The following is a 15,025-nucleotide window of genomic DNA, read 5'->3' as shown; positions in this document are numbered from 1 at the left end:
ATGGCTATCAAAAACCAGCTGAAAGATAAGTGGCAAGATCTTAGCCCAGGCGTTCGATCTACAGTTGCAATTATTGGCCTTTTGGGCTTCTTGATGATTGTCGGTTCTGTAATTGTTGGCAATGACAAGCCTAAGAACAATACGAAAACGGATGGGACTTCCGACACCAAGCTGCTTTTGCCTCGTGGAGATAATAATACTCCTGAGCAGATCATGGCTAAATTGGCTTTACAGGACAAACGCTTTAAAGAGATCGGCCAATCGCTCAAGCAGTTGGAGCAAGATCGCAAAGATGATCGGCTGCGCGCACTCGAAGAAGAACGGCTGCGGGGGCAACGGCCAGACCCTGTCACCCAGGACACGCTTCGCGAGCTGAAGCGCTTGGGTGATCGGATGGAGAAACTGGAGCTTAGTAAGGGCGGTACCGCACCAGCTCTGAATGCTGCGTTGCCTGGCTATGAAAGCGCAGCTGGCACTGGTGAAGCCCTGCAAGAGCCGAAACCGAAGGCAGCAACCCTGCGGGTCACTGGCGGTACCCAAACGGCCCGGAATGAGGCCCCGAAGCAGGCAGAGAAGCCGACCCCGGCGATGCCAGCCGGTTCGTTCTTCGAGGGTGTGCTGTTGAACGGTATGGACGCGCCAACCAGCTCTACAACACAGAAAAACCCTGTGCCGACGACCATGCGAATCAAGTCTGACGCCGTACTGCCAAACAAGTACAGCGTCGATGTCAAAGAATGCTTTGCGCTCGCATCTGGCTACGGTGTTCTCTCCAGCGAACGCGCCATGCTCCGGACGGAATCTTTCTCTTGCGTACGCAAAGACGGAAAGATCATCGAAGGGAAGATGGAAGGTTACATCGTTGGCGAGGACGGGCGGGTCGGTATGCGTGGTCGACTCGTGTCCAAGCAGGGCCAAATGATTGCCAAAACTTTGGTTGCCGGCGGTCTCTCGGGCCTCGCACAGGGCATGACACCACAAACAATCCCGCAGTTGAGCCTGGGTGACAGCAGCACCACTCAAACCCAAAGCGCTGACACATCGACAATTCTGCAAACGGGTGTTGCTAAAGGGTTCTCTACTTCCGCGAATGAAATTGCCAAATTCTATATTGAGATGGCTCGGGAAATGACTCCGGTAGTTGAGATCGACGCCGGCCGCAAAGTTACGATCATGCTGGTGAAAGGGATCGAACTGAAATGATGAAAGGTAATCATATGAAACGTACTGCATTAGTCGCAGCGCTGTTGCCTATTGCTCTTCTGAGTGGTTGTTCGTCCTGGTTGAATACCGCTGGCGAAGACGAATTCTCATGCCCAGGCATGCCGCAAGGCATCATTTGTAAGTCGCCAATGGCTGTTTACAAGTCCACAGAACAGAGCCCAGCGCTGACCGACAGCGATATGCCAATAGGTCAGAAGGCACCGAACGTAAAGTACGGTGACGACATGGGAAAGACTGCCGGCTCTGAGCATAACCTCAAGGTATCCAATGGTGTGCCAGGGCCAGCTGTTGCAGATCTTGCTCGACCAGTTCGAGTTCCAGCCCAAGTCATGCGCATCTGGATCGCTCCGTGGATCGACAGCAAGGACGATTTGCACTTTCCGTCCTACCTCTTTACCGAGATTCAGCCACGCACTTGGTCGTTCGGTAAAACCGAATACTCAGGCCAAGGCATGGTTGTTCCTCACCTTGAGTTAACCGCTGTACCGCCAGTCAACGTTGCCGCCCCTAAATCGGAAAACGTTGCAGCAGAACCAACCAATTACGGACCGCAAGTTACGTCGTCCGCAATCCCATCCACAACTGACATCAATCTGAACTGATAACACTGGGAGCTACACAATGACCGCACAAATCGCACAAATCGAAACCAACGCAGTAGCCGCTGCTCCATTCAATAAAATCGACAAACGTGCCCTGGTGAGCATGGCTGTGGTCGGCCTGGCTGTCGCCGTCGACGTGACCGCTGGCTCCGACTCCACCTTCACCGAGATCGTCACCAGCCTCGACGGTTGGATGACCGGCTCCCTCGGTAAGGTCTTTGCCCTGGGTGCCCTGGGTACCGGCCTGGCGATCGGCGTGGTCAAGCAATCGGTCATGGCCGTTGTGACCGGCGTAGCCGTAGCGCTCTCTGCAAGCGTGGGCCCAGGCGTACTGACCAACATCTTCACCGCAACGCTGTAACGCCCCTCAAGGCGCACTAGGTCGCTAGTGCGCCTTTTCAACTGGCTCTGCCTGCGGGTTGCCCTCCAGGCCTTCCAAGCCTACTCAACCACCACATATGGCGAACAGTGAAATGGCAGCTTCGAAAGCGACGCTCAAAGGGGATAGAACATCCACCCCTCAACAGAAACTCAATGTCAGGGCTATCGACCCCGACTCAAAAGTATTCTTTTGCTCCGACGGGAGTGAACATTACCTCGGGGCATGTTTTGTATCTGACGCCCTGACAGGCGCCAGCTCCTCGACCGTCGACAAGCTTCAGTCCGCCCTGAGCATGAGCTTCGCGGCCGGCACCTACATTCAGATCGCCATGCTTGAAAGCCCCGATGTCGGCGAATACATCGATGCCTATTTGAACAGCAAGCCAGCGCTGAACCCAATTCTTAAGGCTCTCTCACGCCAGCACGCCAATCTGATTAACGGTGGCGTTGATAACCCGCTGGTTCAGCGGAGTGGTGTGATGCTAAATCGTCAGCGCGTCATCGTGACCGTGAAGTTCCCTTGCCGTAACGATAGTCCCGATGACGCAGACATCGCGGCGACGAAAGAATCAGCCGACCGGGTCACGGAAGCTCTCAAAGCAGCGTCGCTAAATCTGTTCCAGCTCGATGCAGTTGGCTACCTAGTGCTCATGCGAATCCTCACGAAGCTGTGGGATGCTCCTCGGTCGCACTACGATGAAGATCAACTGATCAAGGACCAGGTCTACTACCCTGGCGACTCCATCAACTACGATGACCCGTCGACCATCAATTTCAATGACGGCGCCCACTATGCGAAAGCGCTGAGTGTCAAACATTTCCCTCAGAAAACCAGCCTCGCAATCATGAACCACATGATCGGGGACCCGAACGGGCTTTCGAACCAGATCACCGACCCGTACTACATGGTGCTGACCATCCACTACCCGGACCAGGTGGTGAAGAAGGACGAAGTCAAGCAAACGTCCTCGATCATCAACCACCAGGTCTTTGGGCCTACAGCTCACCTGATTCCCATCCTCAGCTACAAGAAAAAGGGCATCGACACCCTGGTTCATGAGATCGACGGCAAGGGTGCGATCATCGTTGAGGTGAACTTTACGATTTTCCTGTTCTCGCGTGACAAGCAGCGCCTGAACAAGCTGTCCGCAGGCCTGCAGGCTTACTACACGTCTCTGGCTTTCGAGCTCCGGGAGGACAGGCGCATCCTTGAAGCTCTCTGGAACAACCTGCTGCCACTCAATACGTCCAAAGAAGGCGTCAAGAACCTCTATCGCTTCCATACGATGGCAGTGCGACATGCCTGTCAGTTCCTACCGATACTCGGCGAATGGACTGGTAGCGGCATGGGTGGGGCAATGCTGCTGCTCACGCGCCGTGGCCAGCCGGCTTTGGTTGATCTGTACGAGTCGAGTACCAACTATAGCGGGATCATCTTTGCTGAGGCCGGCGCTGGTAAGTCGTTCTTCACACAGAAAATCGCCGCCGACTACCTCGCAGCAGGCGCAAAATTGTGGGTGATCGACGCCGGCCGGAGTTACCTGAAGCTGTGCAAGATGGTTGGTGGCGAATTCATCGAGTTCAAGCCTGAGTCGGATGTGTGCCTGAACCCGTTCACGCATGTTGAAGACCTGCACGAGGAAATGGACATCCTCAAAGCCACCATCGCCAAAATGGCCGCACCGGAGGACACGCTTAACGATTACCAGCTGTCCCGTGTCGAGCAGGCCATTACCAGTACTTGGGAGAAGTTCGGCAACGCCGCAAATATCACCGCTGTTGCAGACTGGTTCATCAATCAATCGGATGACGAAGAGTGCCGGCGCTTGGGCCGCCAGCTGTTCCCGTTTGCCGGTGGTCAGTACACCAAATGGTTCGATGGTGAGAACAACCTGGACATGAGCAACGCGTTCATCTGCATGGAGCTGAGCGATCTGAAAGGGCGCCCAGCTCTTCAGCAGGTGGTTCTGCTGCAGTTGATCTCGCGCATCAATCACGACATGTACAAGGCTCAGCTTGGTGAGCGAGGCAGGAAGAAAATCCTCATCGTCGATGAGGCCTGGGAGATGCTCGACGATCCGATGATGGCCAAGGCCATGGTTGCTGCTTACCGGAAGGCGCGGAAAGAAGATGGTGCGGTGCTGGTCGTAACGCAGGCTATTGGCGACGTCTATGCGTCGAAAAACACTGAGGCAATCGCGGCAAACTCGGCCTGGCAGTTCATCCTGCAGCAAAAGTCCGAATCGATCGACTCGGCCATCGACAGCAAGCAGTTCAAAATCGAACCTTACGGGGCTCTCATGCTGAAGACGGTACACACCATGCCCGGCAAGTACAGCGAGATCATGGTCAAGCGTAGCGAAACCGATTGGGGCATCGTGCGCCTTGTTGTGGATGAGTTCCACAACGTGACGTTCTCCTCGAAAGGGGCAGCCCGCAACGAGATTCTTGACGATCTTGACCGTGGGGTCGATGCAGTAGAGGCAGTGAACAATTACATGGCCCGCCAGAGCTCTGCGGCGTAGTCAGGCCAGCAATCAGTCAGCACCTACACCAACACCACTGCACTGCTCAGCCCGGCCATACGCCGGGCTTCTTATTTCCGCAAACTGATACTGTGGCCGTAGTGCTACGTGTTATGCTTGCAAAGATAACTGCGCCTTGAGCGCTACGACTTTCCACCGCTATTAGGGAACGCCGCGATGACTGATACAGCGAATAGCCAAGACCAACAGCCAGGGGACCAAATTCGCCCTGATGACGATCAGGTAAGGACGAAGCCAGCACCGGGTGGCAAAGCCCAGCAAGCACCTGCAGGGGTATCGTTTCTGACGTGCGCAATTGTGGCTCTCGCTGTATCGGGCTTTACCAGCTACATGTCTTATCACTTCGCCGGTCAGAACCTCAATTCGGGAGCCCAGGTAGTGTTGGTTGACGGCACAAAGCTCGCCAATGCGCAAATGAAGCGAACCCTCGATAAGGCCAGTTTGAGCCCCGAGCAAGCGCAAGCCGACGGCCTCGCATTTGTGACAGACCTTCAGAATGTACTGAAGGGGTACACAGATTCAGGGGTACTGGTGATCAACTCATCGGTAGCCTTAAACGCGCCTGCGGGACTGAACGTTACCGACCAGGTTGCACAGCACCTTGGCCTTGAGCTGGAGTGATCGTATGAACTCTAAAGCACTGGCGTCTCGACTGGTGTCCCCGCTCAAAACCCTTCGGACAGACAAAGCACGGCTTCGATTTCTTCGAAACTCGCTCATAGGTATCGCCGCTGCGTTCATCGTTGCAATTGCGGCTGTTACGACGTTTCGCCAGGACTACCGGATCGGTGTTGATCTTGCGTCAGTCCGTTGCCTGCCTTGGCGCTTGTACATGATCACTTATGGCCAGCCTGCTGACCTCAAACGGGGAGATTTCGTCGCGTTCGTGCCGAAAGGCGGCCTCATGGGCGAGCACTTCGAAGGGAAGACCGTTGGAAAGATGGTCGCAGGCCTCCCGGGTGACAAACTGGTCGTGAAGAACAACGTCGCCTACATCGGCGATCGACTGATTGGTGAGCTGGACCTCATCGAAAAGCTGGGCAAGAAGGCCGGCGATTTCGACCGTGTCATGACAGTACCGGCCGGCAAGATTCTGGTCATTGGTACTGAGCCAAGGAGCTATGACGGTCGCTACTGGGGCTTCCTTGATTCGAAGCTGATCATTGGCAAGGTAGGGCCCATCATCTGATGAAAGCTCCATTCAAACGCCATACTCGTATGCGTACGCGTTATGGATTATCGAAAAGCATCTCTGTATTAGCGCTACTGTCAATCGCCGCCTTGCCCAGTGCGGTCTCTGCGGATACCGAAAGCGGATCTCCGAGGTTCATCGAGCGCAAAGCTGAAGGGTGGTTTTTTTACAAAGATCCAAAAGAGATTCCGCCGCCTCCGCCATTGATCCGTCAAGAGCCCAAAGCTCCCACCGGAAAACCTGCCTCTAAAGAACCGACAGTCCAGCCGTTTTCTGTTTCGTGGTTGCGCGAAAACATGCCGAAGCTGTTGGACGCCGCGATCGACGACCCTAGCAAGGAAAACGTTGAGGCGTACCTCTACGCGCAGCGCGTGGCCATGGACAAGTCCCAGCGCTATGCAGAGATGACAACCCGTGTTGTGGCCGCCGATCCATTCCTGGACGAGAACAACCGAGTACCTATTGCAACTTACACGAAACCATTCTTCCTGCGGAATGCTCAGGCCGGTGTGACTGAGGCCTTAAAACATGTCGCGACCGTGGGCGGCTTGTGGGTTTTCTTCGATTCGAAGTGTGAATTCTGCCGGCCGCAAGTTAACACCGTTCAGAAACTGGCCAAGGAGTATGGGTTTGTCACGAAATTCATTTCTATGGATGGCAAGCCGCTACCGAATGTAACTGAATTCGAAAAAAACTCCGGGCAAGCGAGCATTCTGAACCTGCGCATCACGCCAACTACAGTTCTCGTTGTTCCGCCGAACAACTATTACATCGTGTCGCAAGGGATGATGGCCCAGGACCAGCTCGCAGAGCGGATCATCATTGCAGCTGACAGCAACAATCTATTGCCGAAAGACATTGCCCAAAAAATCAACACCTATGATCGAGGCGTCTTGACCAACGAAGACACTCAAAAGGGTGCGAGTGATGATCCAAAGCAGTGGGTTAAATACCTGAAGGATAAACTGGAAGGCCGTTACGAGGGGGGCAGCACTAATGCGGAATAAATTGAAGCAGCTGGTATCTTTATTACTGGTGGCTACACTTACCATAGTTTCAGTACCTGCATCAGCTGGACTTGCTGATGCGCTTGACGGCATGTTCATGTCGAACAGCACCAGCGCGGGCGCCTTCACAAGCCAAAGCCGCGGCGGCATGGTTGGCGGAGGTGCAGCCCTTCGGAGCCCGGTGCGAAATATTAACCTGGTCGCTTTCGACCCGCCCCGATTTTCGGCTGGTTGCGGCGGCATTGATATGTTCGCGGGGTCATTCTCGTTCATCAACGCAGACGCCCTGGTTGCATTGTTCCGCCAAATCGCAGCGAACGCTGTTGGCGTTGCATTCAAAGCCGCCATTGACGCTATCAACCCGGCTCTTGGCAAGCTGATGCAGGACTTCCAGAACAAGCTGCAAGCTCTGAACCAGATGATGAAGAACACCTGCGCAGTGGCGAACTCAATCGTCAAATCGTTCACAGATCCATCAGCTCGAAAAGAAATGGTTGATCAAGCTTCGACGGCGGCCTCGGCAGCAACTGGCTCTTTCTCTGATCTGTTCGCTGGGTTATCGGATCTATTCAGTTCTCCAAACAGCAGCTCTGACAAGGGTACGAATGACGGCAGCTGCGAGGAATGCGGCAACCCTGTTTGGAAAGCACTGACAGATACCTCATCCGGCCAATACCTGGGTAACCCAGATACTGGCGAAGCTGACAGCAACCTTGCTAACGAAGTAGTGATGAGCATGATCGGAGCAGTGGTTATGACCGCCCCAGACAGCTCCTCAAAGAACTCTGACGGTTCTGAAAAACCAAAAGTGGGTCAAATCTACAGCCCAACCTTGACCTTAATGAACTTCAAAAACGGTTCAAGCTCGAACAGCACCCCACTGAAAATCCTGCATTGCAACAACGGTTACGACCGCAATAAGTGTACAAGCATCAACCCCAACAAGACTTTGAGCTTTGATGGCACCCTGGGCTACACTAACAAAATGCTGTTCGGCTACGCACAAGGCGCTACAACTGGTACAGCCAGCACTTCTATTGTAGGCAAGCTTACAAACTGCACTGGGAACTCATGCGATTTCACGGCAGCACAGAAGCAGTTCATCAACTCTGTCAAAACCCCAGCGCTGGCACTGATTAGAAAGGTTCAGCAATTCCCTGGAGCAATTCAGAGTGTTGCGGAACAAATGGCACCAATCATCGCCAATGAACTAGCCTTAAAATATGGTGAGGCCGCTTTATATGCGGCGAACCAGACATTCAATGGAGTCAAGGGCATCAAGCCTGACTTTGTTGATCAGAACATTAGTAAGCTCACACAAGAACTCGCAGCAATCAGGGCGGAAGATGCAAATTTCCAACCAAGAATTGTTGCCACAGAACAATGGATCAAAATGATTTTAACCAGCAACCCAGCAATCTTTGTTAAGCCGGGCCTCTAGGGGTATATTATGGACTTCACTGTATTTGTACTTGGTGATGTTTCGACTTTTTATAATACGCTCAACAGCGTGGCGATGATATTCAACGCCAAGGGTTTCATGACAGGCGTGTACCTCGTAGGTGGTTTCATTGCATTGATCTCAGGGATTATGTTCGTAATCCAGAAAGGCGCTTCGGAACAGTTCATCCCTGCAAATGGACCTGTGGGTGGTCTGTTTGGCTTCGCCATGATGGTTGCGTGTTGCACCATTAAGGCCGATGTCAAAATCGAGGATATCTACACAGGGACGGTCAACAAGGTCGATAACGTCCCCCTTGTAATCGCCGCACCAGCCAGCTTGTTCACAACGACAATGTACGGGCTGTTTGAAAAAATCAACACAGCCTACCAAAGCACTTCTGGGAGTTACATGGCCGTTACTCAGAATGGCTTTGTCACTCCGTTAAAGTTACTTCTTACCCTTCGCAAGGGTGTGGAGAATGTTGACCCGTACCTTGTGGCCAGCCTGAAACAATATATTATCGACTGTGTTCCTGGCTCAACGACATTCAGCATTGCGGATTTCCAAAAATCCACAAATATTGTTTCTTATGTATTAGGCCATTCCCGCGGCACGGGCCTGACCACCTATTGGGATAACGTAAATATTGCAGGATCCGCTCTTTCCTGCCAGGAAGCACAGACCAAGATAGCACTCAAGGTTGATGCATTCCCATCCTCCGCTGCCGCGAAACAAATGATCAATGCCGGTATGAAGGTTAAGAGCCCTTCGGGCAGTGCTTACACGCCTGACGATGTTAGTGCTGCAATTACCAACCTGGTGCCGTCGCTATGGTCCGCAGCTCAAAGCGCTGATGATTTCATGGTGAACGCGCTGTTCTACAACTCTGTAGTGGGCACATATAACTGTCTAGATAGCGTTTCCGATCAAAACAGCTTCAATCTTTGTATGACATCGTTGACCCAGCAAGACGAGCAGTTCCGCTCCGACGCTGCGGCGTCTGGTAGTTTCTTTGCGAAGATTATGACGCCGACAATGGTCTTCCTTCAGATTCTATTCTTCGGTTTCGCGCCCATCGTCATCATTTACAGCCTGTTTAAAGGGGCTGGATCGCTGATGATGTATGTAAAGTTTCTGGGGTTCGGAATTTGGACTACTTCTTGGCTTCCATTTTCCGCTGTGGTTCAGATGTACATCCAAAACGATGTCGCAGAGAAACTGACAGAGTTTACTGAAGCAGGCCTAGTACCGAGCAACATGAAGGCGGTCTACTACGACGTTCTGGCAACAAGGCTTGGTATCGCATCGGATATGCTGGCCGCCACACCACTCATTTCTGCAGCAATGCTTGGCCTGACTGCTTACGGCATGGTGAGCCTTGCCAGCCGCTGGTCGGGACGCGACCACAATGACGAGAAACTTCAGTCTCCTGATCTTGTAAAAAATGGGGCCCATGTCGATGTTGCAAGCCGTAACCAGTACCAGTCTGCACATTCCGGCAGTGTCAACAACGGTCTATCACTCAATGGCGCCAACTGGAACACGGCGGATCTAAAAAACACTCTAAGCACTTCCACTCAGAGTGCCTTCGGTTCTGACCATTCGAAGCGTAGCGAGAGCTCCTCAGCAGTGGAGGCTTCTCTTCGCCAAATGGCCTCGTACAAGTCCGGTGATAGCTGGACAGATCAGCGCATGCAGTCGCTTGATCGACAGCACAGTACTATCTCCCAGCAGGCAATGAAGCTAGGGGATAGCATAGGCCAGTCGTTGGGTTACACCGGTAAAGAGCTGAACCAGTTTAGAGAAGCATTTGACGCCAGTGTTGGTTTCAAGGGTATCTTTGGCGGCGTGTCAGCGGGGATTACGAACGCAACTGGCAAGGAAATGTCAAAAGACCAAGCCTCCAAGGTTGCATCTCAATTTGGTACTGAGATCTCCAAAAACGAAAGCGACATGTCTGGGTGGAAGGCCGCGGTTGCTGACACGTTCTCTCATAGCACCGGGAGAGAAGCCGCAACTGAAAATGCGTTGGGTCGTCGATTGAGTGCAACAAGCGCTGACACCCAGTCCTCGTTCAATCGCTTCCAACAAGCTACCTCTTCAGAAGCCGGGGTCTCTGCGAACGCGAAGATCAGCGAGGAGACCACCGGTGGGAACCTCACGCGATCTCCACAGGGTATGCAGGCCCTCAACCAAGCTATCGCGGGTCTCAGCGATTCGCAACGCAGCGAGTTCAACAAGAAATTCCCCGAGCTTGAAACCCGTTATGCCCAACAATCCACTGGCATGGTTGGCGCTCGTGAGTCCGCCCAGCTGTGGGCCCTCAAGTCCATTGGGGCGGACACAGAGTTCGCGAATGTCATTTCGGCTATGACTGGAAACGTTGTGGGCGGGCCGAGCGGAGGTGATGCGGCCAAATTCCAGGGGGTAGGGGGTCGAGCAGCCCAGGTCAGTGACAACCCCGCTGGTCAGGTTTCTCGCGCTAACATCGGCAACCCGTCGACCAATGTTCCTGGGGTCAATCCGAATCAGGTCGGCCCTACCGGTGCTCCACAGCCACAAGAGCTCAGGGAAGTCGCATCGGGAATGGATCCATACCGTTCCTACGAGGACCGCGAGACATATATATCGTCGCAAATGCCAAGCAGCCATGCCAAAGCGCAAGAGCAGATGCGGGCGGGTAAAACAGCACTCGAAAATGCGGACACCACCCTTTCCCCTGAGCAGATCCGCGACACCCTATCAACCAAGCCGATCACGAACACGATGGTCGGCGTAGGCCAGGCTGAGCAGCAATGGGAGCAAGAAAACCCAAAAACTGCGATGGCCGTTACGGCAGCTACTATGTTTGTGCCAGGCGCAGGATGGGGTGGAGCAGCGATCAAAGGGACTCAAGCGACAAGAGCAGTTCTGGCAGCACGCAGTGCTGAATCGGCCTTGAAAGCCGCTGAAGCCGGCACCGAAGTTGCTCAGGCTGCACGCGTGGTCAATGCAGCTGGGCACGAGGTACCGGCACTGCTCCGTGGCCAAGGTCAGGCCTCGCGAGTCGTGGACGCTGAACACGTTGCAGAAGCGGCTGAAACTGCGAAAACCGCTACGGCGGCGGCGAAGACAGCCGGTCGCGAGGCCGCAGCCGCCACCAAGCTTGCTGGCAACGTATCGGTCGTCCCTGGGATGATGATCGCCGCAGATCATATGGCTGATAACTACAACGCTGATGTGGCAGCCAACGGCAGGCCAGAACACCTTGAGCCTGGTTCGAGCGTTCGATCAATGCTTCAAAGCGAAAACGCCCCAGCGCAGAGTGGTCAGCCTCTTGTTACTCCAATGCCTGCGCCGGCCGATGCCCTTGCCCCTCTGGGCGGACACGCGGGCAACTTGATGGGCGCGCCAGGCGAAAATACCCAAGCCGCAGCACAAGGTCAGCCTCTAGTCACACCGATCAACGCAAATGCTGAGGCGCCTCCCCCTGTGACAGCCCCAATTCGACAGGACACTGCACCTGTTCAGGCCAGCCAGCCCGTTGCAGCTGCAGCGCTGACCGGCGCCGAGGCACACGCACCGATCCGCCAGGACGCTGCACCTGTTCCGGCCAGCCAGCCTGTTACAGCTGCAGCGCTGACCGGCGCCGAGGCACACCCACCGATCCGCCAGGACGCTGCACCTGTTCCGGCCAGCCAGCCTGTTGCAGCTGCAGCGCTGACCGGCGCCGAGGCACACGCATCGATCGGGGGGCACGCCGGAGAGCTAAGAGCTACCCCAGGTGCGGGGCTTATGACAGCAGGTGCCGATCAAAACCTGATGGAGCCCGTCGAAAACGCGGCTACCTCAGCTCACACCAATCAACTCCATGTTGGTTCGCAACCAACCCTTGCCGATGCTCATGCGGACCTCCAAGCGGGCGAAATGATGACGGCATCGGGTGCTGGTTTGATGTCTGCTGGCACCCAAGCGCAGGCAAGCGCTGGTCTTTCAGTAGGTGAGCCTCAATTGTCCGGCTCAGATAATGGTCCAGGTAGCCCATATGGCGAAGGCTTGATGGGTGCTGCTGATGCTTATGAGTCTCCGTTCAGTGGAGGAGGGAAGCCAGCACCCATTACGAGAGTAATGACCCTGGAAAACACTGTTGTCACCCCTGAAGACAAGGGTGACGACGACGCCAAGCCGCCGACGGCTAGAGGGGGCAAAAGCTAACTTCAGCGGAATAAAGAAAGCCCGACTATACGTCGGGCTTTTTCGTGCAACACTGCCTGCATTCAGACTGGACCGGACAGCACTTCTCTGCTCTGTAGAAGGCTAGTCACCGAGCTAGCCTCCCAAATACAAACCCCCGTAGGTACGGGGGTTTGGTGCTTTGACAGCCAGTGCAAGGCATGGACTGGGCTATTGCTCCTGCATCACCTTTGAAATCATGCCGTTGGCCAGGTTCATGTAAATAGCACTATCCCCGGAAACATCGTCAGGTGTGATCACATACTTACCACTGATGACCATGGACGGTGTGGCATCAACGCCATATGTGAGGAGCTTGGCAAAAGCCTTCTCCAGGCGTTGCTGAGTGACGTTGTGCCAGGCTTCGTTGAACCCTTGTACGTTGGCGATCGCTACCGCTTTCGACCACGTGTCAGCGCTCTCCATAGTCATCGCGTTCTGTTGGATCAGCGTGTAGGCCGCCGACATGAATGCATCGAGGCGGGCCGGATCTGCATCCTGGACAGCAAAGAATGCACGTGCAGCAATGTAATTTCCTTTGTCGGGGACCGCTACGGGAAGGAACTCAACAGACCAACCAGGCGGCATTGTTTTGGCCCACCGGGCAAAGGTCTGATCGTACGAAGCACAAACTGGACACGCGAAGGAAAAGAACACGATGACCTTGTGATTATCTTCAGCTTGGGCCGCAACCTCTCTATACGGCAGCGGCGACAACGACTCCTGTGCTATCGACAGAACTGGGGTTGCCAGCAGGGCTGCCATAGCCATCCGCGCAATAAACTTCTTCATATAAACGTTCCTTGCTGATCAGGTTTTGCTCGATGAGCATGTCGAAGATTGACTCTTGATTTCGTTCAGTGCGCCACAGTTCGACTGTATCCTTCAGGGCTCTGAAGTTTATTTTTCGGACCGCTGCCAGATCATTTAAGAATTCCACAGCACCCTCTGTGAAACCTAGAGCGTTCACTACATCATCTTGTGTTACAAGCGCAAGTTCGATGAGGGCTTGGCCAAACTTTTTCACCTTGCCTTCAATGGTGCTACGCAGCTGAAGTTCAGCTGCCTGGTTTGCTTGCGTAAAAGTAATGAGGCCTTGAGCGATTAGAACATCGCCGATGCGCCTGACAGTTGGCTTTACGGAGTCATCTTTAATCAGGCTTCGCACCCTAGCCATGGTGGTCAATCCATCAGTCACCATCCGTACTGCGGACTGGCCCAGCGTGTCGAACTGGTTTTGTCGAGCAGCAGCGTTCAGGACAGTCATCTCGCCACCGCCATCGATTATGGCTGTACGTACAGATTTATCCGACCTGATAAGTTCAATAATGGGGCATTTACCTGAGAACGAATCTTTCGTTGGGGCAAATGGTACCTTGCCTGTGATAGCCGGCAGTCCGTTCTTTTTCAACCACATGCGCTCTACATCATTGATAGGAATCCACTCGTGATCCATATCAGTGCGCAGAGTCTGAACAAGTCGCTGAGCAATTACGCCAATGAGGACAGACGCAAGGGTTTGAGCGTCGACACCAAGATCAATGATGCGAGGGACTGCTTGAGCCGCACTATTTGAATGCAATGTTGCAAAGACCAAGTGGCCTGTGTTCGCAGCCTGAATGGCAATTTGCGCGGTTTCCTGGTCACGAATTTCACCGATCAGAATTACGTCCGGATCCTGTCGGAGCAGGGCCCGGAGACCCAGGGCGAAACTGAGCTGGGGCGTGACGTTGATTTGGACAAAGCCCTTAACTACATACTCGACCGGGTGCTCGATCGTACAAATGTTGAGCGTTCCGTCGTTGATGGCATTGAGTGCTGCGTACAGAGTAGTTGTTTTACCTGAGCCTGTTGGGCCGGTGACAAGAATCAGACCTTGAGGTTCGTTAATCATCTCGCGGAAAGCATGCTCGACCAAGGGCGGCATTCGGATTCGTTCGAGACTCATCGAAGAGTTTTCTTGATCGAGCAACCGGCATACGATTTTCTGGCCGTTATGACTTGGAACCAAACTGACACGAACTTCCAATTCCAATCCTGGGTATCTCAATCCGATGCGGCCATCGAGGGGAATCTGATGCTGAGAGAGGTCCATGGTGGCCCGCGATCGAATTTTCGTATCGATCATTTTGCCCATTGCTGGTTCTACAGTTTCATAGTGCCTCAATTTTCCGTCTTCACGCAGATGGATATGCACGTGACCTTGAACCCACTGGAAATGAATATCCGGGATTTTTTGTTGGGCGGCCATCATGAACAGGTCGTTCAAGTATGTTGCCGCAGGTTTGTCTGCTGGGGAGTTGAAAATAAAAAGATCTGGCTCTCTTGCCACTGTCAGCTCCTATTTAGCTTGGCCATTAGTGCATTTAAGGACTGGGCCGTAGAACAAACGCGAAATGAAACTCTGAACGGATTTA

The 15,025-nt window shown here is 53.8% G+C and carries 11 protein-coding genes; 9 read left to right on the top strand and 2 right to left on the bottom strand.

Annotated elements, in window-relative coordinates:
• The 9 genes from MF6396_RS20970 to MF6396_RS20930 all read left to right on the top strand — a co-directional run bounded on the left by MF6396_RS20970 (position 1) and on the right by MF6396_RS20930 (position 12,590).
• Complete coding sequence (locus tag MF6396_RS20970) at positions 1-1,203, top strand: TraB/VirB10 family protein (protein WP_064492189.1); 1,203 nt, start codon at positions 1-3, stop codon at positions 1,201-1,203.
• A gap of 14 nt (positions 1,204-1,217) precedes the next feature.
• On the top strand, positions 1,218-1,826 hold the full coding sequence (traV, locus tag MF6396_RS20965; RefSeq protein WP_078481480.1) for a type IV conjugative transfer system lipoprotein TraV: 609 nt from the start codon (positions 1,218-1,220) through the stop codon (positions 1,824-1,826).
• 19 nt (positions 1,827-1,845) lie between these two features.
• The gene (gene traA, locus MF6396_RS20960) at positions 1,846-2,187 is read left to right on the top strand and encodes a TraA family conjugative transfer protein (RefSeq protein WP_064492188.1); all 342 of its coding nucleotides are present in this window, start codon (positions 1,846-1,848) and stop codon (positions 2,185-2,187) included.
• 112 nt (positions 2,188-2,299) lie between these two features.
• Positions 2,300-4,732, top strand: a complete 2,433-nt coding sequence (traC, locus tag MF6396_RS20955; RefSeq protein ID WP_064492187.1) for a type IV secretion system protein TraC — start codon at positions 2,300-2,302, stop codon at positions 4,730-4,732.
• 177 nt (positions 4,733-4,909) lie between these two features.
• Positions 4,910-5,374 (top strand): hypothetical protein, encoded by a 465-nt coding sequence (locus tag MF6396_RS20950; RefSeq protein ID WP_061305193.1) that lies wholly within the window; start codon positions 4,910-4,912, stop codon positions 5,372-5,374.
• Between the two features lie 4 nt (positions 5,375-5,378).
• Positions 5,379-5,942, top strand: a complete 564-nt coding sequence (locus tag MF6396_RS20945) for a S26 family signal peptidase (RefSeq protein WP_061305195.1) — start codon at positions 5,379-5,381, stop codon at positions 5,940-5,942.
• Entirely contained in the window at positions 5,942-6,952 is a 1,011-nt protein-coding gene (traF, locus tag MF6396_RS20940) for a conjugal transfer protein TraF (protein WP_231114288.1), read from the top strand. Before MF6396_RS20945 ends, traF begins: the two co-directional genes overlap by 1 nt.
• Before the next feature lies 1 nt (position 6,953).
• Positions 6,954-8,393: a conjugal transfer protein TraH gene (locus MF6396_RS20935; RefSeq protein WP_223843649.1), complete on the top strand. Its 1,440-nt coding sequence runs from the start codon at positions 6,954-6,956 to the stop codon at positions 8,391-8,393.
• 9 nt (positions 8,394-8,402) lie between these two features.
• The gene (locus tag MF6396_RS20930) at positions 8,403-12,590 is read left to right on the top strand and encodes a conjugal transfer protein TraG N-terminal domain-containing protein (protein ID WP_064492185.1); all 4,188 of its coding nucleotides are present in this window, start codon (positions 8,403-8,405) and stop codon (positions 12,588-12,590) included.
• A 189-nt stretch (positions 12,591-12,779) separates the two neighbouring features.
• Here the strand turns inward: MF6396_RS20930 and MF6396_RS20925 are convergent, their stop codons facing one another.
• Both MF6396_RS20925 and MF6396_RS20920 read right to left on the bottom strand, forming a co-directional pair.
• Positions 12,780-13,400, bottom strand: a complete 621-nt coding sequence (locus tag MF6396_RS20925) for a thiol:disulfide interchange protein DsbA/DsbL (RefSeq protein WP_231114287.1) — start codon at positions 13,398-13,400, stop codon at positions 12,780-12,782.
• Positions 13,306-14,940 carry a GspE/PulE family protein gene (locus tag MF6396_RS20920; protein ID WP_064492183.1) on the bottom strand — a complete coding sequence of 545 codons (1,635 nt, stop codon included), beginning with the start codon at positions 14,938-14,940 and terminating at the stop codon, positions 13,306-13,308. The genes MF6396_RS20925 and MF6396_RS20920 overlap by 95 nt, the downstream gene beginning before the upstream one ends.
• Positions 14,941-15,025: the final 85 nt, after the last annotated feature.

This window comes from Pseudomonas sp. MF6396 (assembly GCF_002018915.1).
GTDB classification, from domain to species: domain Bacteria; phylum Pseudomonadota; class Gammaproteobacteria; order Pseudomonadales; family Pseudomonadaceae; genus Aquipseudomonas; species Aquipseudomonas palmensis.
The sequence above is the reverse complement of the archived record's forward strand: the minus strand, read 5'-3'. Positions and strand labels throughout refer to the sequence as shown.